The sequence below is a fragment of the Mycobacterium sp. NGS19 genome (assembly GCF_059813155.1).
The window spans coordinates 304398-329349 of record NZ_JCALEB010000001.1 but is presented as its reverse complement, the minus strand read 5'-3'; the positions used below and the strand labels follow the sequence as shown (position 1 = coordinate 329349).

Sequence of the window (24952 nt, the reverse complement as noted above, 5' to 3'; positions counted from 1 at the left end):
GGCGCCCACGATCGCGAGTGACCTTGGTCCCTAGGACCTTGAGTACTTGTGCAGTTACGAGCCGGTGGGAGCGAATTTTAGGTTTGGTGTCGGGTAGGCAAACCGCCAAAGCGGTGATCCGTCTACCGCAGCTAACTAAATTTCTGACGCGAGCGTTAATACGCCCCGTCTTGCATTGACAGAGAGCTTCGCATGACGCACTTCATCAGCCCGGCCCCCGCACCGCCCGGCGAGTGGGTGTCGAGGGCACGATGCCGATCGACCGATCCGGACGAACTCTTCGTCCGCGGAGCCGCACAGCGCAAAGCCGCCCAGACGATCTGCCGGCACTGTCCAGTCATCGTCGAATGCGCCGCGGAAGCGCTCGACAACGAGATGGAGTTCGGCGTCTGGGGCGGCATGACCGAGCGCCAGCGCAGGGCGCTGCTCAAGCAGCATCCCGAGGTGGAGTCATGGGCCGATTTCTTTGCCGCGCAGCGCAGGCGCAGCACCGGAAAATTGGCGTAGGCCGGTCGTCAGGTGACCGGAACGTCGAGGATCGGCCGCTCGACGTACGCGCCCGGCCCATCGAAGTGCCACCACTCGCCCGAGTACACCGCCAAGCCTCCGGCCTCCATCGCCGCCCGAAGTCGCGCCCGATTCGCCTGCTGTGCGGTTGTAACGCCTTCCGTCGCCAAAGCCCTTGCACGCGAGGAGAAGTCGTCGAAGTCGGTACCCATGTCGACGCCGTCGATGGTCACATCCACCGATCGCCCGGCTTCGTGGCTGCGAGCATAGCGCCCCGGTCGCGCCACCCACGCCGGATTCGGGACGGCCGCCCACATCCGCACTTGCACGTCATGCGGCCGATAACAGTCCCAGAACCGCAATACTTCTGGACGCAATCGCTCCGCGGCGGCTGCCAAGCCCCGCGCCATCGATTCGTGCACCAGGCAGCGCGCATCGGCGGGATACATTGGCACGCCGACGAAGTTATCGGGCGTGGCATAGCGCAGATCGACGATGGCGTCCGGCACGACGGTGCGCACGTCGACCAATCCCGCCGCGCGGGCCGCGTCGCTGACCGGCGCCACCCCTGCGATGGGCGACGTGGTCGTCGTGGCGACGGGGACGACGTCCGCTACATCCTGCGGCGGCGTCGTGCGGGGTGTGCTGCAGCCAGCGCCGACCGCAACGACGACAACAGCCACGCCCAGGCGCACCGACCGCATAGCTGCATTGTGCCGCCGCGATCCCTCACTCAGCCTCCGCTCGGGCCCTCAACAGATTCTCACCAGATTCTTGGGAGAATGCCGTCTTGCCTCCAAGGCTTTGACAAGGCCCCGCACGCAGGATGACTCTGCCCTGCTCTCTCGCCAACCTCTTGGAGCGCTCATGAGCACCGAACCATGCGGCACCGAGCTGATCGAACGCTATCTGCGGACCCGCAAGCTGCGGTACTTCCGTGGTCGCCACGACGCCGAATACTTCTCCGTCTTGACGGTCCGCCACGAGCGCTTCCATGTCCACTTCGAGATGCCGCCGGGGCGCCCTGAGGTCGTCGAGATTCGAATCGCACCGGCCTACTACTTTCCCGCTGCCGACCGTGACCGGCTGGAGGAGTTCGCGCGCCGTTGGAATGCCGAACAGCGGCGCCCCCAAGCAGTGGTCCACGAATCATCGGACCCCAACCGGCTCGGCGTCGTCGCAGAGGACTCCTGTTCCGCTTCACTTGATGCCGAAGAATTCTTGAGCTTCGCCGACCGCAGCATCCGCTCCGCCATCACGCTGTTCACGGAGTCCGCATCGCCAGTGTTGGTCGACGCCAGTTGATGCTGTTGGCATGGAACGACATTCGCTTGAAGAACGACGCTTCCGTCCAAACATCGCTAAAATAGCGAGACACGCGTCCGCGGGACGGGTGGGCGAGTGAGGGAGCGAATGCGCATCATCGACGCCGACGGACACGTCGCCGAGGGCGCTTCGCTTGCGGTCGAAGTCCTGCAGCGCTGGCCCGACATCGTCAAGCCGCGTCCCGACGGCCGCGGGCTGGTGATCGAAGGCCGCAACTACCCCGAGGACAGCGGGCCAGGAGCAGGTTGTCCGACCGAGCATGGGCTCAGCGCGGCTCCCGGTATCAACTGCAGGTCCGCCGAGGGTGTACTCGGTGACGCGGACCGCGACCAGATCGACACGATGGTGTTGTATCCGAGCCTGGGTCTGTGCACACCTACCCTCGAAAACCCGCAATTCGCAGCAGGATTCGCCCGCCTGTACAACCAGTGGATCGCCGACTACTGCGCATCGTCAGGTGGCCGGCTGCGCGGCGTGGCTGTCACGCCGATCGAACACAGCCACGTCGCCATCGACGTCATGCGAGAGGCCAAAGACCTTGGCCTGGTGGCCACCCATATTCCGCCCGCACTCAAGACACGCAATCTCGACCATCCCGACCTCGACCCGTTCTACGCGGCCGCCGTCGACCTCGGCATGCCGTTGGGCATCCACGGTGCACCCGGCATCCATCTGCCGAAGATCGGCGTGGACCGCTTCACCAATTACATTCAGGTGCACTGCATCAGCTTCCCGTTCGACCAAATGACCGCGATGACGGCACTGGTGTCCGGCGGAGTGTTCGACCGGCATCCGGCGCTGCGCGTGGCGTTTCTGGAAGCCGGCGTCGGCTGGGTGCCGTTCTTCGTCGACCGGCTGCACGAGCACTTCGAGAAGCGCGGCGATTGGATCGAGGGTGGGTGGCAACGCGACCCGCACGACTATCTGGCCGCCGGAAACATCTGGACGACCTGTGAGCCCGAGGAACCGATCCTGCCTGGAGTGGTCGACGTACTCGGCGACGATTTCATCATGTTCGCCAGCGACTATCCGCATTGGGACGGTGAGTGGCCGGAAAGCACCAAGCCGCTGCGAACCCGTGCAGACATCAGCGAGGAGACTCGGGCGAAGATCGCCGCCGGTAACGCGCAGCGGTTCTACGGCTTAAGTAAGCCGACGAAAACGGAGACATGACAAGCTGATTCGCTTCAGGACACTGGGCGAAACGTCACGGGAAGCTTCGTCGGCGAGCGGAACGGCATGCCGGTGATCTTCGTGTCCTCGTCGGGCACCAGTTGGAGGTCGGTGACGCGATCGAAGAGGCTGTTGAGCATCGCGCTAGTTTCCACCCGCGCCAGATGCATGCCCAGGCACATGTGAATGCCACCAGCGAATGCGATGTGCGGCAACCGTTTTCGGTGAATGTCGAAGACGTCCGCGTGTTCCCATCTGGTCTCGTCGCGGTTCGCCGAGCCCGTGCACAGATTGACTGCGGCGCCGGCCGGGATCGTCACACCATGCATCTCGACATCACGGGTAGTGGTGCGCGGCACGCTGATCAGCGGGGTCTCGTATCGCAAACCCTCCTCGATCGCGGCGGGAACCAGCGACCGGTCGGTTTGCACCGCGTGCAACTGCTCGGGGTGCGTCAGCAGGAGATAGAGGAGATTGCCCGACGAGCGGTAGGTGGTTTCCAGCCCGGCCGGTAAAAGAAGCCGCAGGAACGAAATGATCGCCTCGTCGGTGAGCTTTTCTCCGTCGATCTCGGCGGCCACCAAGTCTCCGATGACGTCGTCGGTCATCGTCTTTCGCCGCTGCTCCACCTGTTCGAGGAAGTAGTCGTGCAGCTTGACCGACGCTATGAGGCCCGCTTCGATGTCCTGCGCGATGGAGATCAAGTCGAACGACAGCCGGCGGAACATGTCCAGATCCTCGCGCGGCAAGCCCAGCAGCGCCGCGGTGACGCGCGTCGGGAACTCGAACGTCACGGACGCGACCAGGTCCGCGGTGCCGCGGTTCTTGATCTCGTCGACGAGTTCGTGGCAAATCGGGTCGATGACGGCGGGTTCCCACCGCTCGAGCGCACTGGCCCGGAACGCCTTGGCGACCAGACTGCGATGGTCGTGATGCTGCTTTCCGTGCATGGCCAAGATCGTCGGCCCGATCACCAGCCCGATGGTCTGGTCGTAGCCATGTGAGCTGAAGACCTCGTCGTCACGGAATGCGCGAAAGACGCTGTCGTAGTCGAACAGCGTCCACTCTTCGTCGGGAATCAGTTCGGGGGGCGCCTTGGAATGATCCATCACGGTTCCGCGCCAAACCGGTTCGGTCTTGCGCTTGTGCTCGAAGAACGGATACGGATCGCCCGAGGGGTCCAGCGTGATCGCATCGGTGCTGACCGTCACCGCACCTCCCTGCAGAGCCCGCCGTCGCCCTATCTTTACTATTTTAAGGAAACTAGGTCAAGGAGCTGTGCCGTATGCGCCCAGACGGTATGCGGGAGCGCCCAGACGGTAATAGCTGTCGCGGGACGCAAGACCCGGGGGCAGTCTGTCAGCTGCGGCGGGCGCGGCGCTCCACCTCTAGCGGCACCACCGGCTCGCGAGCCGACGGCCCGCGCGTGACGGCGTGCAGCCTGATCTCCGGCACGTCGACCGACGGGTCCACGGTGTCCAGCCACGCCACCGCCTCGGCCACATCGGCCGCCCGAATCGCATACATCTCGAACGGCACGTCCTGCAGCATGTCGGTCTCCACCGGGCCCGGGGTGACGACGTGGACGTTGATGCCGTCGCGGTCGACCTCCAGCGCGAGCGCGCGTGCGAACGCGTTCACCCCGGCCTTCGACGCGGAGTACGCCGTTCGCGCCCGCATGGGCTCGTGCGCGGCCGACGACGAGACGAACACGAACCTGGACCCGGCCGTCATGTTCTGCAAGGCCGCGGAGGTGACCACGAAGCACGAGTCGAGATTGGCCGCCATCGTCGCACGCCACTGCTCGAAAGTCTGCTTGCGCGCGTACGTTCCGCCGAGTACCCCTGCTGCGTGCACGAGCAGGTCGATGCGCCCGGTCGCCGATACCGCCGGCTCGAAGAGCTCCGGACGTGACGCATCGGCGACCACATACCGCGCGCCCATTTCGTCGGCGGCGGCGCGCAGCGGTTCTTCTCGGCGAGCCGTCAACACCACCTCGTAGCCGAGCATGGCGAGCTTGCGCCCGCACGCCTTGCCGATGCCGCCACTGCCGCCCGTGATCAATGCTGTTCGCACGCCGCGCCTTTCAGCGCCGACGCGGCGTCATGGCCTGCGGCGACAGCGCGACGATCCGCTGGTTGGGATCGGCCGCCAAGAAGTAGGTCCGAGTGTCGGCCAGGTGTCGGGCGGCCAGCCGGCGGGCACGCTCGTCGTCGCCGGCCTCGATCGCGTCGGTCATCTTGTGGTGCACCCGCAACGCGACGCGCCGCTTGCTCATCGACGGGTACTCGCCCCGGGCCGCGGTCTCGTCGGCCCACTGCTGAAGGTGGCTGCTCCACAACGTCTCGAGGCTGCCCACCACCGCGATCATCGTGTGGTTTCCGCAGCCGCGCACCACCTCGTCGTGGAATTGGTTGCCGAACTCGGTGAACCGTGCGCCTTCGCCGATGTGTTGCGCCATCGCGTCGTTGATCTCCCGCAGCCGCGGCACCAGCTTGTCGCCGCGGTCGGGCCGTCGGGCCGCCAACGCCGCGCAGATCGGTTCGAGTTCCTGCAGCGCGGTGCCGAGATCACCCAGCGGCACGTAATCGCTTTGCAGCAGCAGGCCCAGCATGTATGCGGCGCTTGCCTTGGCCGGTGCATGCACCACGGCACCTCCGCGATTGCCCCGGCGCACCGACACCAAACCTTCGGTTTCCAGGATTCGCAAAGCTTCCCGCAGCGACACCAGGCTGACGTTGAACTGCTCGACGAGTACTTCCTGGCGGGGCAGGAGGTCACCGTCGACGAGTTCGCCGTCGATGATCTGTCTGCGCAATTCGTCGGCGACGATCTCGGCGGTCCGCCGCGCCGACAGCCGACGGCGGGCTTCCAGGCCAATTCCGCGCGTAGTCATTGCCTTTCATGCTAACAGCCGGCCATTGCGCAAAAGTAGCTAAGATAGCTCTTCGTGGCTCGCACCCCGCTGACGGATGTGCGCGTGGTCGAGGTCAGCGACCGGATCGCCGGTGACTACTGCGGCAAGATCCTCGTCGACGCCGGCGCCGACGTGGTCAAGGTCGAACCACCGCAGGGCAGTCGATTGCGTCGTTACACGGTCACCGGCGCCACGCCGGCCCCGGACGGAGACGCCCCGCTGTTCTGCTATCTCAACGCCGGAAAGCGAAGCACCGCAACGGCTTGCGACGACCTTGTCACGTGGGCCGACGTCGTCGTCGTCACGGGGACCCGCGCAGCGGCGGCCCGAGCCGGTATCGATCCGCAGCGGCTGCTCGAGTCCACACCGGGATGCATCGTCGTCACGATCTCCGACTTCGGCTGGACCGGTCCGTGGGCGCAACGCACTGCGACCGAGTTCACGCTGCAGGCGTGGTCGGGCTGCACCGGATTCCGCGGCGATCCCGCGGGGCCGCCGATTTCCGTCGGCGGGGAACTGGGGGAGTACATGGCGGGCGCGTTCGCCGCATTCGGTGCGCTCGCGGTGCGTCGGCGCGTGTGCCGCGGCGGGCCGGGCGAGCATCTGGACCTTTCGGTGCTGGAAGCCATGACGCTGATGCAGAGCTGCGAGTGGCTGCACGCGCAGCTCATGGGTGTGCCGCCGATCCGCCGCTCCATCGAGGTGCCGTCGATCGAGCAGGCGAAGGACGGTTACGTCGGCTTCGCCATGGTCACCGGCCAGCAGTGGCTCGACTTCGCGGCGATGGTCGATTGTCCCGAACTCGCCGAAAAACCTGAGCTGCGTTTTCAATTGGGCCGCTGGGCACATCGCGACTGGATCCGCGAGCGCATCGGCGGGTGGCTGCGTGAGCGCACCGTCGCGGAAATTGTCGAACTCGGGCAGCTCTTCCGGTTGCCCGTGGCGCCGCTGGGCAACGGCGCCACGATTCCCGACATGGAGTACATGCGCGCACGGGGAGTGTTCGTTCCCCATCCGGCCGGGTTTCACCAGCCACGCGCCCCATGGTTGATGTCCGGCCTGACACCGGCGCCCGTGCGTGCGGCTCCTGCTCCGGGCGGTGACGAAATCGCCTGGCCGCCAAGGCCGCAACGCACCCGGGAAGCCACAGGCTTGCCGCTCGACGGCGTTCGGATCGTCGACCTGACCGCGTTCTGGGCCGGCCCCTCGGCGACCCATGCGCTCGCCGCGTTCGGAGCCGACGTCATCAAGGTGGAATCGATCCAGCGCCCCGATGGGATCCGGTACTCCGGCGGAATGCGCACCGACGTCGACGACTGGTGGGAATACGGCTGGCTGTTCCAGGGCGTGAACACCAACAAACGGTCGGTGACGCTGAATCTTCAATCGCCGGAAGGTCTTCGGCTGTTCAAGATGCTGGTAGCACAGGCTGATGCGGTGATCGAGAACTTCTCGCCGCGAGTGCTGGATCAGTTCGGCCTGGGCGGCGACACCCTGCTGGAACTGAACCCCCGGCTGGTGCTGGTCCGGATGCCTGCGTTCGGATTGAACGGCCCGTGGCGGGACCGGGTGGGCTTCGCGCCGACCATGGAACAGATCGCGGGTCTGGCGTGGGTCACCGGCATGCCCGACGGGCCGCCCGTCGCGCCCCGCGGTGCTTGCGATCCGCTGGCGGGCGTGCATGCCGCGGTCGCTCTGCTTGCGGCGCTGGAGTACGCCGACGACACGGGCCGCGGCCAGCTTGTCGAGCTGCCGATGATCGAAGCCGTGCTCAACGTCACCGCCGCCCAACCGATCGAGTACGAGGTCTACGGAATTGTGTTGCAGCGCAACGGCAATCGCGGCCATCCCAGTGTGATGCAGAACCTCTACCGCTGCGCAGGCGACGACGACTGGATTGCGGTGACCATCCGCGACGACGCCGAGGAACAGGCGCTGCTGCGAGTGATGGGGCAGGGCACGCCTCCCGACGACGAGGCGCTGGCCGAGTGGTTCTCCACGCAGCATCTCGACGACGTCGTCGAACGCCTGGCGCAAGCGGGGGTGCCCGCGGCGGCCGTGGTGTCGCCGTCGGCGGTCACCGAAAACCCGCAACTTCGCCACCGGGGGTTCTTCGAAGAGCTCGAGCACCCCCGCACCGGACCCGGCTGGTATCCGTGCCCGCCGTTCGCGCGGCTGGCGGGAATGCAGCGGTGGCTGACCCGCCCGGCGCCCACCTTGGGCCAGCACAACCGAGAAGTCCTGACGCACATGTGCGGATTGACCGATGCGGACCTCGACGAGCTGTCCACGAACGCCGTGATTGGCACCCGCCCCAAAGGCCTCTGACCCCGCGAGCAGTCGCAAACTCGCATTACCGGCCCGCCATTTATGCGATTTCGCGTCTGCTCACCGGCGAGGACGTGGGTAACCTGGTCACGCCGATGTCTCGAGCGAACGGGAGGTGTGGCTGTGGCGAGCCGACGGGCCGACCCGCGACCGGCACTGTCGCGCGCGCGCCTGCTCGACGCCGCGACGTCGCTACTGAGCGCCGGCGGCCCCAGCGCCGTGACCGTCGACGCCGTCACTCGCGCCGCCAACGTCGCCCGCGCCACCCTGTACCGCCACTTCCCCAGTGGCAACGACCTGCTCGCCGCAGCGTTTCACTCGTTGATCCCGCCCGCTCCCACGCCCCCAGCGGAGGGATCGCTGTCCGAGCGGCTGACCACACTGGTGCAGGCGTGGGCGGAGTCGATGGCCGAGGCCCCCGCGGCGCTGTCGGCGATCTCCTGGTTGTCCTTGGGCGGCGGCATCGACCAGCTGCCCAGCGAACGCGCCCGCGTCGCCCGCGACAGCGTCGAGATCCGCACATTGCGTGAGCGGATCGCCCAGCAGTACTCGGCGCCGTTCGACGCGATCTTCGACAGCCCGCAAGCCAAGGCGGAGCTGGGCGAAGTGAACCGCGAGCAGGCGATCGCCCTGCTGCTCGGGCCGATTCTGCTGGGCAAGCTCAGCAAGCTCGCCGACTTCGACTACCGAGAATGCGCACGGGCGGCGGTCGCAGGGTTTCTGGCCACCCACGCCAAGACAGCGGGTGGCTCAGCGGCGAGTGAGCGAGATCGGCATCTCGTCGAAGACGTACATGTTGGTGACGAGGCTCGGGTAGGCGACCTTCGCTGACCCCAGCGCGATGTGGTCGGCGCCAAGCAGCAATTCGTCGAACACCGCGCGGATTTCGGCGCGAGCCAGCATCGCACCCAAGCAATGGTGCGGGCCGCCGCCGCCGAACGCGACATGCGGGTTGGGATCGCGACCGATGTCGAACACGAATGGGTCGACGAACACGTCCTCGTCGCGGTTCGCCGACCGCAGCATCGACACCACGCGATCGCCCTTCGGGATGGTGTGCCCGTCCATCTCCACGTCGACCTTGGCGGTGCGCGTCCAGTACGTCACCGGTGTGGCCCACCGCAGCACCTCTTCGACTGCGGAGGCCCGCGCCGCCTCGTCGTCGCGGTACCGCTCGATCTGCTCCGGGTTGGCGACGAATGCTTGCAGCCCCGCCGCCAACGCGTTCTTCGTGGTGTCGCTGCCGGCGAACGCCAGCACGAAAAAGAAGATCTCCAACTCGTCGGCGGGCAAGGACAGCTGCTCGCCGTCCTCACCGGTGATCACCGCTGACGCGAGCGTGCTCCAGATGTCGTCGGCGGGATTGCGCCGCTTTTCGGCCGTCAGCTCCAGCGCATACTCGAAGATCGTCGCGTAAAGACCCGCCTCTTCTTCTTCAGATAGCCGCGCCTGCGGCGAGCGCGCTTTGAGGATCCGGTCGAAGCACTCGAAGATGCGGGGGCGGTCGGCCTCCGGCATGCCGATGATGTCGCCGATCACCGTCATAGGGAGCAGGTCGGCGACGTCGCCTATCCAGTCGCCGCCGCCGTTGGCCAGCAGTGTGCCGACCATCGCCGCGGCCCGCTGCCGGATGCCGCCCTCCAGCTTGGCGATCGCGCGGGGGGTGAACGCGCTGGCAATCACGCGACGCCGCTTCGTCACCTCGGGCGGATCCATGTTGATCAGGGTCGGGTACGACGAGAACGTGTCCATGGCTTGGATCAGCGGCCCGTCGACCGCGGTGAACGAGTCGGCGTCGCGGTGGATGCGCACGGCGTGGTGGTGCCTGGTGGTCATCCAGAAGTCGCGGCCCACCACCTTCGCGACGCCAGGGGTGAGCTCGTGGTGAAAGATCGGCCTGTCCCGGCGCAGCTCAGCGAACACGTCGTCCGGAAAACCGTTGCGCCACATGGCGAAATCCGACAAGTCGGGATTTCGGTGCGATTCCAGGCGCCCAGCGACGGTTTGCGCACCGAAATCGCGAGCTTGACCCATATCCTTAAAATACTAAAGATAGGGCCGTGCCGGAACGGAGGACGCAGTGACCACGATGGATCCGTCGGAACTCGAGTTCGGCCCCAGCGGTATCGGGCTGTCTCCGTATCGGTTTCCGACGGGGTGGTTCGTGGTGGCGTTCGCGTCCGACGTGGCCGCCGGCCAGGTGAAGCGCGCCCACTACTTCGGCGAAGAGCTGGTGATTTTCCGGACCGCCTCGGGGCAGGTCAACGTCCTCGACGCGTACTGCCAGCACCTCGGCGCGAACATGGGCGTCGGCGGCACCGTGGAGGGCGAGCACATCGTCTGCCCGTGGCACGGCTGGCACTGGACCGGCGACGGGGCCAACGCGCTCATCCCGTACAGCAAGATCGGCTGCAAGAACAACGTCCGCATCCGCAGCTACCCGAGCATGGAGTGGTACGGCTTCATCCTGGTCTGGCACGAGCGCCATGGCCGCGCACCATATTGGCAGCCGCCGGTGCTGCCCGAGCTCGAAACCGGCGAGTATTACCCGCTGCATCCGCACAGCCGCATGGTCAACCGGGTCAAAGTGCATCCGCAGATGATCATCGAGAACGCCGCCGATCCCTACCACGTCCAATACGTACACAAGGCGGCCAATCCCGCGAACACTGCCTCCTTCGAGGTGAGCGGCTATCACCTGCACGCGACCGTGAACGCGAATTTCGGGGGGGGACGGGCGAAGACGTGGCTGACGCCCAACGGGCCGGTCGACGCGAAGATCATCTACGACAACTACTCGCTGGGCCTGGGCATCGTCCGGTTCCCGTCGGACCTCGTTGCGACGGTCCAGGTGACCGGCCAGACGCCGGTGGACGAGGACTACACCGACTACTTCTACACCCAGGCCTCGGTGCGAGAGCCCGGCGACGACGGCGACGCGCCCACCGGACGGGCCGCGAAGTTCCTGCAACTGCAGCAGGAAGTGATCAAGCAGGACTTCTTCACGTGGGAGAACATGAAGTACCTGGAGAAGCCGAACCTGGCGCCGGAAGAGGCCCGCGACTATGCCGCGCTGCGCCGATGGGCGCATCGCTTCTATCCCGGACCGCAGCCGTCGCCAGAAGATTTCGGCTACACCGCTGACGGCACCCCCGACCCGGCGGCGGCCGGCGGGTAATGCCAGAGCCCCGTCCTTCGGTGACGTCGCTGCTCGACGCCCGAGCCGACGAGTGCGGCGATCGAGTGATGATGTCGATCGCCGGCACGGCGGTGACGTATGCACAGATGCGCGAAATGTCCTGCGCTGCAGCTAATCTGCTCACTGAGCATGGTGTGCGGCGCGGCGGCACGGTGGCATTGTTCACCGGCACGTGCCCGGAGTGGGTGTACTTCTGGCTGGGTGCCGCACGGATCGGTGCGGTGATCGCGGCCGTCAATGCCGCCAACAAGGGGGATTTCCTGTCACACGCGCTGCGGCTGTCGAAAGCCAACGTGGTACTCACCGACGCCGAGCGGCTCGAGCGGCTGGACGGTATCGACTGCCGAACTCCGGTGCTCCTGCAGGGTGATTCGCTTACCGCGCTCCTGCGCGCCCGGGCGAGCGCCCCTAAGGGCTCGCCCGCCGCACTCGACGACCTGGGTGCTCTGTTCTTCACTTCAGGCACCACCGGCCCGTCGAAGGCGGTGGCCACAACCTGGCAGTATCTGCTGAATGTCGCCGCCACTGTCGCGTCAGCGTGGGAGTTGCGCGAGGGTGAAGTGCTGTGGACGGCGATGCCGCTGTTTCACCTCAGTGCAGCACCGACCGTGCTGGCGCCGCTACTCGTCGGTGGCACAAGTGTAGTCGCGGCCGCCTTCCATCCCGCTCAGGTGTGGGACGACGTACAGGCCTGCGGCGCAGTAGGTTTCGCAGGGGCCGGCGCGATGGTGTCGATGCTGTGGAACCAGCCGCCCGACCCCCGCGACGCCCAGCTCGGCTTGCGGTTTATCTCAGCTGCACCGATAGCGGCCGACCTGTACCGCGCGATCGAAAACCGCTACAACTGCCGCGTGGTGACGATGTACGGTCTCACCGAGGCGTTTCCGCTGGCGGTCAAGGCGGTGTCCGACGAGGGTGTACCCGGGACATCGGGCACGGTGAACCCGGCATTCGATGTGCGCATCGTCGACGACCACGGGACGCCGGTGCCCACTGGCAGCACTGGGGAGATCGTCTGCCGCCCAAAGCATCCGCACGTGATGAGCCAGGGATACGTGTCTTCTGGCCAGACTTTCCGGGTACGCCCGCATCCGGAGTGGTTTCACACCGGCGACCTGGGCCGGCTGGACGACGCCGGCAACTTGACCTATGTCGACCGCGTGAAGGACTGCCTGCGCCGCCGCGGTGAGAACGTGTCGTCGGTGGAGATCGAGACGACGGTCATGCGCCACCCCGCTGTGTCGGAGGCGGCGGTGGTAGGCGTTGCGAGCGAGTTGGGCGAAGACGACATCCTCGTCGTCGTCACGCAGGCGCACGGCGCAAAGCTGAGTCCGGTTGAGCTCCTTGACTTCTGCGCCCAACGAATGCCGTACTTCTGCGTGCCGCGATACGTCGACGTGGTCGACGAGATACCGAAGACCGTGATCGGCCGTGTCCGCAAGGACGTGCTACGCGAGAGAGGTGTGCGAGCCGCGACGTGGGACCGCGAGGCGCACGGCTACACACTCAGTCACCGATAGTGGGAGAAAGATGACGCTGACGTATCAACAGCAGTACGTGCTCGACGGCCTGGCTGCTCGGGCGGCGATCCTCAATCTGAACGCCCGGCACAACCGGCTGTACTCGGCGGGAGACCTCGCCGGCTGGGTGGCGACGTTTCGCCATTCGGGCGCCACGTATGTCCGCTCGGGGCAGACGTTCAGCGATCTGGCGGGAGCATTCGACGGCGGCGATGGGCAACGGTTGACGACCGTCGACCACGACATCGCCGTCGACGGCGTGGACGCGACGCAGCGCTGTGTCGCGTTACTGTTCCGGGGCGCTGCGCTGCGCGCTACCGGAACCTTTTGCGATCGGCTGGTTTACGAGCGCGGAGGATGGTACTTCACGTCCCGTGACCTCGAATGGGACACGGCCTCCACGTGACCACCGAGGTCAGCTACGAGTTCGCGTTCGGTAGCTACGAGGATGCGCTGAGGATGGTGGGCGCTCGCAGCGGCCCGCGATTCGCCGGCATGGCTGTCAGCGCCGACCGGATCCAGCACTTCGCCGCGATGGTCCGCGACGGCAACCCGTCGTTCTGGGACAAGGACTTTGCGGAACCAATGTGGGGTGGGCTGGTGGCACCGCCGGCACTTCTCATGGGTCTGCTGATACCACCGCCGTGGCTGCCGACGGGTGCGCCGCGCGCGGCGTCGATCGCACTTCGCGTGCCGCTACCCGGACCGGCGTTCATCAACGCCGCCAACGATGCCGAGTTCTTGCAGCCCATCCTGGCCGGCGACCGGCTCAGCGTCGTCGAAGAAGTGGTGGCGGTGTCGCCCGAGAAGACCACGCAACTGGGCGCCGGCCACTTCGTCGAGACGTGTGAGGCTTACCACCGCGACGACGGCACGCTGGTGGCCGTCAACCGCAACACTTTGTTCCGGTACTGCCCGGTGGATTCGGCATGACTTACGACGAGATCACGGTGCCCACAGAGCTTCCCGAGGTTGTCGACGAGATCAGCTATCAGCGGGTGGTGATGAACACCGGCGCCACCGGGGACTACCACCCCGGCCACTACGATCCGGTCTATGCCCGAACACACGGGCATCCGACGATTTTCGTGAACACCATGCACATCGCCGGCTTCATCGATCGCATCACCACGAGCTGGGCCGGCCCGTACAGCCGCGTGGTGCGGCGCAGGATGCGGATCACCGGGTCGATCTACGCCGGGGATTCGATGGTGGGCCGTGGCCGCGTGCTGGGGAAGCGTTGTGAAGCAGCGCAAGGCAATACGCGGTACCTCGTGGACCTCGAGGTGACGGTGTGCAACCAGCGCGGTGAGCTGTGCTGCCCCGCCGAAGTGACACTCGAGCTGTACGGGGACGCTACAGGGCAGGCAGCTTGCCGGCGCTGACCGTCGACTGAAGCTCGACGTATTCGGCCATCCCCTCCGCCCCGAACTCGCGTCCGATGCCGGACTGCTTGAACCCGCCGAACGGACAGCTGGTGTCGAGTGTGTACATGTTGATGCCGTAGGTGCCGGTGCGGATCTGCTCGGCGATTTCCAGGCCGTGTGCGGTGTCGTCGGTCCACACCGAACCCGCGAGGCCGTAGTCGCTGTCGTTGGCGATCCGCACTGCCTCGCGCTCGTCGGAGTACGTCAGCACCGTCACCACCGGGCCGAAAATCTCTTCGCGGGCGATCCGCATCTGGTTGGTCGCATCGGTGAACAACGTCGGCCGCACGTACCAGCCGCGGTCGTAGGGTGCGTCAGGGCCGCCGACGACGATTCGCGCCCCTTCGTCGAGGCCCGCCTTGATGTATCCCTGCACTCGTTGCTGCTGGCGTTGCGCCACAAGGGGACCCACGTCAGTCGCCTCGTCGGTGGGGTCACCGACCCGCAGGGCCGACATCATCTCCGCGAGCGCGTCTACCACCTCGTCGTGGCGCCGCCGGCTGACCAGAACGCGGGTCTGCGCCACGCAGGCCTGGCCGTTGTTCATCAGGCTGGCGGTCTTGAGTCCCCGGACGGTGTGGTCCAGGTCGGCGTCGTCGAGGATGATCGCCGCCGACTTGCCGCCGAGCTCCAGACTCACCCGCTTGAGTTGTTCACCGCACAACGCCGCGATCCGCCGGCCTGTGGCCGACGAACCGGTGAACGAGATCTTGTCCACACCGGGATGGCGCACCAGGCTTTCACCCGTTTCGCGCCCGCCGGGCAGGATCGACACCACGCCCTCCGGCAGATCGATCTGCTCGAGCATCTCGGCCAGCCACAGCGCATCCAACGGCGTCTCCGGTGCGGGCTTCACCACGACGGTGCAACCGGCGAGCAGCGCCGGGATGAGCTTCGGCATGATCAGAAACTGCGGCACGTTCCACGGCACGATCGCACCGACGACGCCCACGGGCGCCCGGCGCAGGTGGACCTCACCGAATAGCCCCTGTCTGCGTTCCGCCCACGGGAACTCGCGGGCGGTGGCCATGGCCAGGTGCATCTGTGCCAGCGCACCCGAGGCCTGCCCGAGTCGGCTGAAGCTGCGCGGGGTGCCCATTTCCGCGGTGATGAGGTCGGCCATCTCGTCGACACATCCGGCGTAGACGGCCGTCAGCTTCTCGACGCGCTCCATCCGCTCGGCGACTGACATCCGCGGCCACGGGCCGTTGTCGAACGCGTCGCGGGCCGAGGTGACGGCCCGGTCGACGTCTGCGGCCGACGCCTCCGGACTCTGCCCGATGGGTTGTTCCGTGTGCGGTGAAATCACCGAGATCTTGCGGTCACTGGCCGGCCGCTGCCATCGACCGCCGATGAAAAGCTGTTCGTAGTCAAGGCTTTTCATGTCGGCCACCGCCTTGTCGCCCGTGATGTGCAGTCGCTATTGCTGCTAACATAGCAAAGATGGGTGCTGATCTGGATCGGTGGCGCCGTTATCCCTTCCAGCTTGTCGCCGACGATCCGCAGTTCTGCTTTCCCGCCGCCGAGGCGGAGCATCCCGATTTCGAGTCTGATACCTGGTTTCTGGCCGGTGAACTCACCGGGCAGGGCAGCGGCCGCAAGTTCGCGTTCTTGACGATCGTGAACAAGAACCGGCCCGGCCACGCCGTCACCGCCGACTTCTACACCTTTGCGCTGTTCGATCTCGACAACGGCACCTATGGCACCTACACCGACTACGACATGCCGCCGGCCAACCTGCGACCTGACGCCCGTCCCAAGCTGTCCACCGCGCATAGCCACCTCGACATCCGCTACCGCAGCGACGCAGGTGCAGCGGTGTGGCGCACCTGCCGTGACGAATACGACCAGCTGCTCCCGTACACCTACGACATCGCGCTTGTCGGTACCGACCGGGCCGGCGTCCCGATGGCCCTGCAACTGCACGTGACGCCGACCCGGCCGCCGGTACCACTCGGTGCGTCTACTTACGACGGCAAGATCGCGTGCTTCGGCCAGGACAACACCTACTCGTACTTCCAGACCGGCATGCAGATGACCGGCACGCTGAGGTGGGGATCGGTCGACGAGAAAGTCGACGGCACAAGCGGCCACGTCGACCGGCAGTGGTTCCCGAGGTATGCCGGCGGCGGTGGGACGGGCGGCGATCCGCGGGCCCGCGCCCACGAGTGGCGCACGATCTCCCTTGACAACGGCGTTGACCTGAGCATCTGGCGCCAGTTCGATCGGACAAATCGTAATGCGCTGCAAGCCTTTTCGGGCGCAACCACCAGCCCGGCCCGGGGCTGCCCTCGCTGCGTCGAGGACGTCGAGGTCAGCGTCCAAAGCTATGTGCGCTGGCCCGCGGACGTGCGGCCACTGGTACCGCCGTTGGCCGAAGCCCGCTATCTGCCGGACCGCCATCGCATCTGGTCGCGTCAGCTCGACCTGGATCTGGTCGGCGAGCCGCTGGTACCCGCCCCCGCCCATGCGCTGCCCATCGAATACATGGAGGGTCCCTACCGGTATCGCGGCACAATGGCCGGGAAACCGGTGAGCGGCTTCGCGTTTTACGAACGCTCGATTGCGCTGTACCGGGATTGGGAGCTGGTCGACGTGCTGGGCACCGTGGTCGACGTGGCTGAGTTGCGGTCGCTAATCCGAGACGGGCGCAAATCCGAAGCGCTCGCCTGGTTGGCCGACGTGAACGTGCACCCTCTGGTGGACGATCTCATCGCGGCGCTGGGTCGCACCGATTGCCCTCCGCGCGTTGACAATTCGTGACCAACGACGGGTGGAGCCGCATTGCCGCTCGGTTGTTACAGGTGTGGTTCAGCGATCGCTTCCAGCCATGTCGCATGCCGGTGCTGCAGGCCCGGCTCGTTGCGGCCGAACACCAGATGGGGGCGAACCCCGGACTCGAGATTGGCCTGCAGCGCTTCGACAAGTCGATAGTCCTCGTCGCGCACGGTGGCGTGGGCATAGTCGAACACCGCATGTGCGCCCGCTGCGGCCGATTCGGTCGAGATGTCGAGCGGGGTTGCGTTCTGGTGCACGGTGGTCGACCGGCCAGGCACGTCACCGGGATACACGCGAAACAGCTCACCGTTGGCGACTGTGGCCGACAGCACGATATTCGGGAACAGCGCGTAAATGACGACCATGTGCTGCAGCGGCTCCCACTGCTGCTCATCGACACCGTCGAGTTCGCAGATGCCATTGAGCGGAAAGACGAGCCGGTGATGTGGACCGATCGCGTCGAACACGGTGCAGTTGCTTCTGGCGATGGTCGCGAACGTGGTCTTGTGCACAGTGGCGAAGTGGTAGTTCTCGGCGAACGTGTCGATCGCGAGCTTCCAGTTGATCGGTGAATCCAGCACCTTCTCGCCCAGCGGCGACCACCGGCCGATGCCCCAGGATTCGAGCTCGTCGGCCAGCGGCCCGAGATGTGCAAGGACGTCGAGTGGAACATGCGGGTCAAGTGAGATCCACAGGAAACCCGCGCACTCGGCGGCTGGCAGCTCCGTCAAACGCCTTGGCAGCGAGGCGGATTGGGGGAATCCCTCTCTACCGGGAACACCCATCAGGTTGCCGTCGAGGTCGTAGGTCCACGCGTGGTACGGGCACGACAGCCGACGCGCTGTGCCGCAGCCGGATGCGATCCGCGACTGGCGGTGCAGACACACGTTGTCGAACGCCTTCACCGAACCGTCCGGGCCGCGGGTCAACAGGATCGAGCGTCCCATCACCGTCTTGGTGCAGTACGTGCCAGGCGCGGGCAGCTCAGATGCGTAGCCGACCAACTGCGGGCTGCGCAGCAGCATCTCCGTGTCGCGGGCATGGCGCTCGGCGCACGTGTAGTCAGAGGCCGCGACCGTGTACTCCGAAGGGGCGAGGTCCGTGGTCTTGTCGCGCGCCAACTTCAGCGCTCGGCGGGTGAGGTCGATCAGGTGGTCGCGATCCATCCTGGATTCCTCCCAGCACAACGGTGATCCGCTATTTTTGCAATGATAGCGTTCGCCGCGGTGCCGGCGATCGGTCGTTCGCGAAGCCGCGCACGACGTGTGCGCGCACGAATTCCGCAACGACGTCGTCGTCGTTCATATCCAGTACTGCTGACGGTGTGCTGAACAGTGAGAACAGCATGCGCCCGAACCACTCGCCGGCAGCCGGGACGTCGAGGTCTTTGCGCACCTCGCCGGTCAACTTCGCCGCGCTGAGATAGGGGGCGAAGAATTCACTGCACTCCTGCAGCAGGACTGCCGCGTCCTTGGTCAGCAGCAGGCCGACCGCGTCTGCATCGAAGTACTTTTCCGGCTCGATCGTGCGCCGCGCTCTGGTGACGAACACTGCCGCACGCGTCAGCTTGTCCTCCAGCGACGTGCCTGGCTCCATCGCCCTGGTCATCTCGAGATAGAACTGCTGCGACGTGTGCTCTGCGGTCGCTTCGACCAGCGCCGCCTTGTCGCGGAAGTATTCGTAGACGGTGCTGCGTGATACCTGGGCGGTGCGCGCCACGTCGACGATCGTGGTCTTACGCAGCCCGTGCCTGCGGAAGCATGCGAGCGCCGAGGCAATGATGAGGTCGCGGGTGTCGGATGCGGGCAACGGTGCTGTCACGGCACCAGCGCGCCTCTCGGCACCGTTGCGGCGTCTGCCGATTCAAACGCTGCGTTGATGTCGGCAAGGTGGTAGGGCTTTGGCATCAGGCGGTCGAACGGGTACCGGCTGGATTGCAGGAACCTCAAGCCGATTTCCAGCGTCGCCGGCTCATAGAGCATCACCCCGCGCATTGTCTTGTTGCCGTACACCAGCACGCTGGGATCAAGCTGAAATGTGCGGCCGATGCCCACGTTTCCGACCTCGAGCAGCGTGCCACCGTTGTTGAGGAAGCCGACACCGTCGGGGATCACGCCGGGCGCGCCGACGACTTCGAGCACCCAATCGGCGCCGATGCCGTCGGTTTGCGCCTTGACCTGCTCGGTCACCTCGTGGGCTGTGAGACTGCTGGCGTCGATGCAGCGTGTGGCACCGAAATCGGCTGCGAGGTCGAGCCGCTCGGTGATCATGTCGACGACGACCACCCGAGCTGCACCAGCACTGCGCGCCACCGCCGCGGCGTTGATGCCGAGCCCGCCCGCGCCCTGTATCACGACGGTGTCGCCCAAGCGCACCTCGCGAAGTGCGAACAACACTTGGGCGAGAGCACAATTCAGCGGTGCCACCTGTTCGTCGCTGAGGTCTTCGGGCACCTTGTACAACGGCTGGCGTCGATGGGTGTAGTAGTACTCGGCGTGCGCACCGACGAAATGCGGTGGTTCGTGGTGCATCCGGTATTCGCCGGCCATCAGGTTCTGACATGCGTGTGTTCGTCCGCGCGAACAGGCGTGGCACTGCCCGCAGGTCCAGAAGTACGGGGTGACCACCCGGTCACCGACTGCCAGTGGCGCTCCGGTCGCGTCGGCGCTCACCCCATCGCCGAGTTCCACCACCTCGCCGACCATTTCGTGGCCCATCGGGTACGGGTAGAACAGCGGCAGGTCGCCGCGAAAGATGTGCAGGTCTGATCCGCAGATCCCGGCCATCCGCAGCTTCAGCGCTGCGGTGCCCGGAGCCGGTGCGGTCAGCGGGTATTCGGCCAGTTCGATCGGTCCTCCGACCGCCGTCAGCAGTGCGAGCTTGGGCACGATCCTCCTCAGTCGTCCGGCGCGAGGACGAGCGCGCTGGTGGGAACGCCGGTGCCCGATGTCACCAGGACGTGTTCGACGTCGTCGACTTGGTTGTACGACGTGCCGCGGATCTGGCGGACGCCTTCGGTGACGCCGTTCATGCCATGAATGTATGCCTCACCCAACAACCCGCCGTTCGTGTTGATCGGCAGGGCGCCGCCGATCGAAAGGTTCTCCACCGTCGCGAAATCCTTCGCCTCGCCCCGCCCGCAGAAGCCCAGCTCCTCTAGCTGTGTGAACACGAACGGTGTGAAGTGGTCGTAGAGAAACGCGGTCTGGATGTCGGTGGGCTTGAGTCCCGCGTCGCGCCAGAGCTTTTCAGCCACCACACCCATCTCGGGCAGGCCGGTGATGTCGTCGCGGTAGTAGCTCGTCATGACCTCGCCGTCATGCGCCGCGCCCTGCACCGCGGCGGTGATCACCGCGGGCGGCCGGGCGAGGTCTCGCGCGCGTTCGACGCTGGTGATCACCAGCGCGACTCCGCCGTCGCTCTCCTGACAGCAGTCGAGAAGCCGCAGCACGGGCTCGATCACCCACCGCGAGTTCTGGTGGTCCTCCAGGGTGATCGGCCGCTGGTAGAACCACGCGTCGGGATTGCGGGCCGCGTGAGCGCGGTCGACCACCGAGATGCGCCCGAAATCCTCATTGCTCACCCCGTAGGTCGACATGTAGCGCTGCGCGTGCAACGCCACCCATGATGCGGGCGTCATCAGCCCGAACGGGGCGTAGTTCGCCATGAACAGCGGCGTCTGCCCGGTCGGCCGCGCCGACGAGCCGCCGAATCGGAAACCGGAGCGCTCGTTGAACGCGCGGTAGCAGACGACGGCCGTCGCGGCACCGGTCACCACCGCCATCGCCGCCTGCATGACCGTGCCCGCCGCCGCCCCGCCGCCGTGCGGCACGCGCGTGAAAAACGTCAGGTCGCCGATCCCGACGCTGCGGGCGACGTCGATCTCTTCGTTCTCGTCGGCGGTGAATGTCACCATGCCGTCGATGTCCTTCGGCGACAGTCCGCATTCGTCGATCGCCGCCTTCACTGCTTCGCACGCCAGCTGCAGCGGGCTGCGCCCCGACTCCTTCGAGAACTCGGTTTGCCCGATGCCGGCGATCGCCGTCTTGTCGCCCAGCGTGCTCACGTGCCGGTCCCGTCCAACAGACTCAGCGTCGCGGTGCCCGACACATGCTCGCCGAGGCTGTTGGCGCCCTTGAAGCTCACCTCGACGAACCCTTCGCCGTCGGCCTCTCGGGACTTGCCTGTGACGGCTCCGGTGAACCGCAGCGGGTCGTTGGGAAACGCCGGCACACCCAACCGGATCGCCAGCCTCGTCACCATCGCCTCAGGACCCGCCCAGTCGGTCAGGAAGCGGGTGCAGAGCCCGTTGGTGGTCAGGATGTTCATGAACATGTTCGGCGACCCCTGCTTTCTCGCGAACTCGGGATCGTGGTGGACCGGCATGAAATCACGCGACGCGATCGCACCGGCCACGATCACCGTTGCGGTGACCGGGATCTCGAGTGGCGTGACCTCGTCGCCGACGTTGATGTCGCGCCAGGCCAGCGTGGTCGTGCGGAACGTCGCGGTCATTTGTCTTCTCCTACGTACACAGTGGCCAGCCGGGCCAACTGCGCAGACGCGCAACCGAGCGCCAACTCGTTGTGTTTGGCCCACAGGAAGTAGCGGAACAGGGGATAGCTGATGTCGATGCCGATGCCGCCGTGGACCTGCTGGGCGGTGGCGGCGACGCGAGCGCCGGCTTCCGCGGCCCAGAACTTCGCGATGAGGGCCTCCCGGGCGGCGCTCCTACCCTCGCCGATCAGCCACGCCGCCCGCCAGGTGGTCCACCGGATCGCCTCGACGTCGATGAACGCGTCGGCCATCCGCTGCTGCACGGCCTGAAAACTCCCGATCGGCCTGCCGAACTGCTCGCGTTCGGTGGTGTACTTGGCGGCCATTCGCAACGCACGCTCGGCGACGCCCACTTGGACAGCACACAGTCCGACGAGCGCGCGATCGTAGACGTCACTCATGGGTGCGAGCACCTGATCCTCCTGCGACGCTGCCGCCCCGTCGAGGAACACATCGGCGTGCGGCTCGCGATTGGTCGTCTCGACAGGGCGCACGTCGACGTCGCCGTCATCCGCGTCGACGACGAAGACCCCGACGTCACCCTCCTCGGTGGCCGCCGGGATGAGCATCTTGTGGGCGAGTTGAGCAGCCGGAACCAATTCCTTGACACCGGTGACGCGCCAGCCGGAACCGTCGCGGCGCGCGGTCGTCGACGGTGTTGTCGGGTCGGACCTGCCCGGCTCGTTCAGACCCGTTGTGAGCAGCAGATTTCCGGCCGTGACGTCAGGAAGATACCGCTGGTGTTGAGAATCGCTGCCGTGCCGAGCGATGGTGTCGGCGCCGAGCAGAGTGGCGTAGGCCGGTACCGGGGCGACGCTCCATCCCACTTCGGACAGAAGCAAGGCCAGCTCGAGGAAGCTCTGTCCACTGCCACCGACCTTGTCCGGCAACGCAATTCCGAGCAGGTCGGCCTCCGCCATCTCACGCCACAACCCGGCGTCGAAGCGCACGTCGCCGGCTTCGAGTTCGGTGAGATGCTCTGGTGTGGCGCGGTGTTCGAACAACTGGCGAGCGACCTTGGCGATCGTCTCTTGTTCTTCGGTGAGCGTGAAGTCCATGTCAGCGGGCCGGCCGGAATTGGTGCAACACCAAATCCTGGTTGTCGAGGGTGTCGAACGTCTCGTAGAAGACCTCGACGGGCATGCTGACTTCCACGTCGCCGGGCGCGATCTCGCAGAGGTTGGACACCAACCGAACTCCCTCCTCCAGTTCGATCAACGCGACGATGTATGGATACTCCATCAGGGGCATCCGGGGGTGCTGCGGCATCACGTAGCTGTACACCGCCCCGCGGCCGGTCGATTCGACAGTGTCCCAGCCCAGAGAGTTGCACACCGGACACATCGGCCGCGGCGGACGACGCAGTTGCCGACAGCCCGTGCACCGCTGGATCAGGAGCTTGTGGTCGCGCAGGCCCTTCCAGAAGAACTCAGTGTCCAGGCTGACGGTCGGTGCCAGTCTGGTCGCCACTACTGTGCCGCCTTGAATCGGAACACCCGAAATCGTTGGCGCCCAAGCACTTCACCGTTCTGGTCGGTGTAGGTGGACAGCCACGTGATGAAATGTCCGGTGCCTAACGAAGTTTTCTTCTCGTCGGAGATGTCCTCGAACACCTGGGTCACCGAGATCAGGTCACCGAGACGCGGATAGCGTTCGATCTCGAACTCCGAGTTGGTCGCCACGATGCCGGTGAACCCGGCTTCTTCGATGAATGCCGCCGGGTTCTTGCCCATCTCGATCGGGACGCCCCCGCGTTCGGCGATCCCTTCGATCTTCGGGGCCGGCATGGTCCATGCCTGCAGCATCACCGGAGGGGACACGATTCCGCCGAATCGCGACTTCGCGGCGAAATCGGGGTCGAGGTAGACCGGGTTCATGTCGTTCATTGCGTGGCACCAATGCCGAATCATCGGCTGGTTCACCGGATCCGGAGCGACAGTCGGCTTGGGGGAGCCGCCGGTGGGTTGGCCGATGAGGGCATCGAGCTTCTTGCGGAATTCGGATTTGTCACCGCTCACGTCTGGTCCCCGTTCGTGGTTGCCGCGGTTCGGAGGTCGCGCGGCGCGCGAGGCATGAGAAGCCCCGCCATCGCGATGATGTCGCGCTGAAGTTCGTTGGCGCCACCGCCGAAAGTGTTGATCACCGCGAGCCGGTACGCCGATTCGAGAGCGCCGCGCAACGGTGCGTCGTCGCCCTTGCGTACGCCCGCGCGGTCGAGAACCTCGAGCAGTTCACGCGCGACTTGTTGCGTCAGCTCGGTACCGAAGACCTTCACCGCCGACGCCTCGGCCATACCCAGCGCGCCTTTGCTCATCCCGGCGTTGGCCCGCAAGTTCATGATCTTGTACGCCGCCACCTGCGCCTCGACACGCGCCAGCGCCTGCTGCACCCAGGGCTGGTCGATGACGCGGCCGCCGTCCAGCTCGGTGGTCTGCGCCCAGCGCAACGTCTTGTCGAACAACGGTTCCAATGCGCCCAGGTTGCCCAACGCGGCGCGCTCGAAGTTCAACTGCGTGGTGATCAGCTTCCAGCCGTCGTTCTCGCCGCCAACAAGCGAACTGGCCGGCACCCGCACGTCGTCGTAGAACGTGTAGAAGGTCGACACGCCGGGCATGGTGTGCAGCGGCTTCCAGGAGAATCCCGGAAAGTTCGTCGGCACGATGAAAATCGAAATGCCTTTGTGCTTCTTGGCTTTCGGGTCGGTACGGGCGGCCAACCAGATGTAGTCGGCATATGCCGCACCGCTGGTGAACATCTTCTGTCCGTTGATGACGTAGTCGTCGCCGTCGCGCACGGCCGTGGTGCGCAGCGAGGCGAGGTCGCTTCCCGCGCCCGGCTCGGAATACCCGATGGCGAAATCGACTGTGCCGGAGAGGATCGCGGGCAGGAACTTGCGCTTCTGCTCCTCGGTGCCGTACTCGACCAGCGTGGGCCCGACGGTGTTGAGCGTGACGAGCGGGATCGGTGCGTTGACTCGCCGGGCTTCTTCGAGGAAAATGTACTGCTCCAACGCCGAGAAGCCGCGTCCGCCATACTCTTTGGGCCATCCGACGCCGAGCAAGTGAGCTTCGCCGAGAGCGCGCAGGCATTCCCTCACTGCCGGGCCGCCCTCCATCTGGTCGGCGACGGAGGCGATCCGTTCGGGCGTCATCACCGCTTCAAGTGAGGCGCGGATCTCGGCGCGCAGCTCTTCCTGGTCCTCGGTGAAATCCAGATACAT

At 65.9% G+C, this 24952-nt stretch carries 26 protein-coding genes; 11 read left to right on the top strand and 15 right to left on the bottom strand.

Annotated features, from left to right (window positions below; all coding sequences use genetic code 11):
* Positions 1-192: 192 nt before the first annotated feature.
* The gene (locus AC5Y4N_RS01655; protein WP_499906447.1) at positions 193-507 is read left to right on the top strand and encodes a WhiB family transcriptional regulator; all 315 of its coding nucleotides are present in this window, start codon (positions 193-195) and stop codon (positions 505-507) included.
* 8 nt (positions 508-515) lie between these two features.
* On the opposite strand, the gene AC5Y4N_RS01650 is transcribed toward AC5Y4N_RS01655, so the two are convergent.
* Positions 516-1211 (bottom strand): M15 family metallopeptidase, encoded by a 696-nt coding sequence (locus AC5Y4N_RS01650; RefSeq protein WP_499906446.1) that lies wholly within the window; start codon positions 1209-1211, stop codon positions 516-518.
* A gap of 163 nt (positions 1212-1374) precedes the next feature.
* Here AC5Y4N_RS01650 and AC5Y4N_RS01645 point away from each other — a divergent pair, with 163 nt between their 5' ends.
* Complete coding sequence (locus AC5Y4N_RS01645; protein WP_499906444.1) at positions 1375-1812, top strand: YbjN domain-containing protein; 438 nt, start codon at positions 1375-1377, stop codon at positions 1810-1812.
* A gap of 108 nt (positions 1813-1920) precedes the next feature.
* On the top strand, positions 1921-3006 hold the full coding sequence (locus AC5Y4N_RS01640) for an amidohydrolase family protein (protein ID WP_499907434.1): 1086 nt from the start codon (positions 1921-1923) through the stop codon (positions 3004-3006).
* A gap of 14 nt (positions 3007-3020) precedes the next feature.
* Here AC5Y4N_RS01640 and AC5Y4N_RS01635 read toward each other — a convergent pair whose 3' ends face one another.
* The 3 genes from AC5Y4N_RS01635 to AC5Y4N_RS01625 form a co-directional block, all read right to left on the bottom strand.
* Entirely contained in the window at positions 3021-4217 is a 1197-nt protein-coding gene (locus AC5Y4N_RS01635; protein ID WP_499906442.1) for a cytochrome P450, read from the bottom strand.
* A gap of 148 nt (positions 4218-4365) precedes the next feature.
* Complete coding sequence (locus tag AC5Y4N_RS01630; protein WP_499906440.1) at positions 4366-5082, bottom strand: SDR family oxidoreductase; 717 nt, start codon at positions 5080-5082, stop codon at positions 4366-4368.
* 10 nt (positions 5083-5092) lie between these two features.
* Complete coding sequence (locus AC5Y4N_RS01625) at positions 5093-5902, bottom strand: FadR/GntR family transcriptional regulator (protein WP_499906438.1); 810 nt, start codon at positions 5900-5902, stop codon at positions 5093-5095.
* Between the two features lie 54 nt (positions 5903-5956).
* On the opposite strand from AC5Y4N_RS01625, the gene AC5Y4N_RS01620 reads away from it, so the two are divergent.
* Both AC5Y4N_RS01620 and AC5Y4N_RS01615 read left to right on the top strand, forming a co-directional pair.
* Entirely contained in the window at positions 5957-8251 is a 2295-nt protein-coding gene (locus tag AC5Y4N_RS01620) for a CaiB/BaiF CoA-transferase family protein (RefSeq protein ID WP_499906435.1), read from the top strand.
* Between the two features lie 123 nt (positions 8252-8374).
* Positions 8375-9082 carry a TetR/AcrR family transcriptional regulator gene (locus tag AC5Y4N_RS01615; RefSeq protein ID WP_499906433.1) on the top strand — a complete coding sequence of 236 codons (708 nt, stop codon included), beginning with the start codon at positions 8375-8377 and terminating at the stop codon, positions 9080-9082.
* On the opposite strand, the gene AC5Y4N_RS01610 is transcribed toward AC5Y4N_RS01615, so the two are convergent.
* Entirely contained in the window at positions 9002-10201 is a 1200-nt protein-coding gene (locus tag AC5Y4N_RS01610; protein ID WP_499907432.1) for a cytochrome P450, read from the bottom strand. The two genes, AC5Y4N_RS01615 and AC5Y4N_RS01610, sit on opposite strands and share 81 nt — an antisense overlap.
* A 139-nt stretch (positions 10202-10340) precedes the next feature.
* Between AC5Y4N_RS01610 and AC5Y4N_RS01605 the strand changes: the two genes are divergently transcribed.
* The 5 genes from AC5Y4N_RS01605 to AC5Y4N_RS01585 are packed head-to-tail and all read left to right on the top strand — an operon-like array spanning position 10341 to position 14355.
* Positions 10341-11429, top strand: coding sequence for an aromatic ring-hydroxylating oxygenase subunit alpha (locus tag AC5Y4N_RS01605; protein WP_499907430.1), 1089 nt, complete (start codon positions 10341-10343; stop codon positions 11427-11429).
* The gene (locus tag AC5Y4N_RS01600; protein WP_499906431.1) at positions 11429-12970 is read left to right on the top strand and encodes an AMP-binding protein; all 1542 of its coding nucleotides are present in this window, start codon (positions 11429-11431) and stop codon (positions 12968-12970) included. Before AC5Y4N_RS01605 ends, AC5Y4N_RS01600 begins: the two co-directional genes overlap by 1 nt.
* 10 nt (positions 12971-12980) lie before the next feature.
* Positions 12981-13376: a nuclear transport factor 2 family protein gene (locus AC5Y4N_RS01595; RefSeq protein ID WP_499906429.1), complete on the top strand. Its 396-nt coding sequence runs from the start codon at positions 12981-12983 to the stop codon at positions 13374-13376.
* A 53-nt stretch (positions 13377-13429) separates the two neighbouring features.
* Entirely contained in the window at positions 13430-13903 is a 474-nt protein-coding gene (locus AC5Y4N_RS01590; RefSeq protein WP_499907428.1) for an FAS1-like dehydratase domain-containing protein, read from the top strand.
* Positions 13900-14355, top strand: a complete 456-nt coding sequence (locus AC5Y4N_RS01585; protein WP_499906427.1) for a MaoC/PaaZ C-terminal domain-containing protein — start codon at positions 13900-13902, stop codon at positions 14353-14355. The genes AC5Y4N_RS01590 and AC5Y4N_RS01585 overlap by 4 nt, the downstream gene beginning before the upstream one ends.
* Here the strand turns inward: AC5Y4N_RS01585 and AC5Y4N_RS01580 are convergent.
* The gene (locus AC5Y4N_RS01580; protein WP_499906425.1) at positions 14327-15781 is read right to left on the bottom strand and encodes an aldehyde dehydrogenase; all 1455 of its coding nucleotides are present in this window, start codon (positions 15779-15781) and stop codon (positions 14327-14329) included. The genes AC5Y4N_RS01585 and AC5Y4N_RS01580 overlap by 29 nt on opposite strands.
* Before the next feature lie 59 nt (positions 15782-15840).
* Here AC5Y4N_RS01580 and AC5Y4N_RS01575 point away from each other — a divergent pair, with 59 nt between their 5' ends.
* On the top strand, positions 15841-17160 hold the full coding sequence (locus AC5Y4N_RS01575; RefSeq protein ID WP_499906424.1) for a lipocalin-like domain-containing protein: 1320 nt from the start codon (positions 15841-15843) through the stop codon (positions 17158-17160).
* Positions 17161-17195: 35 nt separating this feature from the next.
* Here the strand turns inward: AC5Y4N_RS01575 and AC5Y4N_RS01570 are convergent, their stop codons facing one another.
* Genes AC5Y4N_RS01570 through AC5Y4N_RS01530 form a run of 9 tightly spaced genes read right to left on the bottom strand, consistent with a single transcriptional unit; the run spans position 17196 to position 24952 of the window.
* Positions 17196-18341 (bottom strand): aromatic ring-hydroxylating oxygenase subunit alpha, encoded by a 1146-nt coding sequence (locus tag AC5Y4N_RS01570; protein ID WP_499906423.1) that lies wholly within the window; start codon positions 18339-18341, stop codon positions 17196-17198.
* A 31-nt stretch (positions 18342-18372) separates the two neighbouring features.
* On the bottom strand, positions 18373-18996 hold the full coding sequence (locus AC5Y4N_RS01565) for a TetR/AcrR family transcriptional regulator (RefSeq protein ID WP_499906422.1): 624 nt from the start codon (positions 18994-18996) through the stop codon (positions 18373-18375).
* Positions 18993-20063, bottom strand: a complete 1071-nt coding sequence (locus AC5Y4N_RS01560) for a zinc-binding dehydrogenase (protein WP_499906420.1) — start codon at positions 20061-20063, stop codon at positions 18993-18995. Before AC5Y4N_RS01560 ends, AC5Y4N_RS01565 begins: the two co-directional genes overlap by 4 nt.
* Positions 20064-20071: 8 nt before the next feature.
* Positions 20072-21241: a lipid-transfer protein gene (locus AC5Y4N_RS01555; RefSeq protein ID WP_499906418.1), complete on the bottom strand. Its 1170-nt coding sequence runs from the start codon at positions 21239-21241 to the stop codon at positions 20072-20074.
* Complete coding sequence (locus AC5Y4N_RS01550) at positions 21238-21690, bottom strand: MaoC family dehydratase (protein ID WP_499906416.1); 453 nt, start codon at positions 21688-21690, stop codon at positions 21238-21240. The genes AC5Y4N_RS01555 and AC5Y4N_RS01550 overlap by 4 nt, the downstream gene beginning before the upstream one ends.
* Positions 21687-22790, bottom strand: a complete 1104-nt coding sequence (locus tag AC5Y4N_RS01545; RefSeq protein WP_499906414.1) for an acyl-CoA dehydrogenase family protein — start codon at positions 22788-22790, stop codon at positions 21687-21689. The genes AC5Y4N_RS01550 and AC5Y4N_RS01545 overlap by 4 nt, the downstream gene beginning before the upstream one ends.
* Before the next feature lies 1 nt (position 22791).
* Positions 22792-23202, bottom strand: coding sequence for a Zn-ribbon domain-containing OB-fold protein (locus AC5Y4N_RS01540; RefSeq protein WP_499906412.1), 411 nt, complete (start codon positions 23200-23202; stop codon positions 22792-22794).
* Entirely contained in the window at positions 23202-23750 is a 549-nt protein-coding gene (locus AC5Y4N_RS01535; RefSeq protein WP_499906410.1) for an FAS1-like dehydratase domain-containing protein, read from the bottom strand. The genes AC5Y4N_RS01540 and AC5Y4N_RS01535 overlap by 1 nt, the downstream gene beginning before the upstream one ends.
* A complete protein-coding gene (locus AC5Y4N_RS01530) occupies positions 23747-24952 on the bottom strand; it encodes an acyl-CoA dehydrogenase family protein (RefSeq protein WP_499906408.1) in 1206 nt (401 codons plus the stop codon). Before AC5Y4N_RS01530 ends, AC5Y4N_RS01535 begins: the two co-directional genes overlap by 4 nt.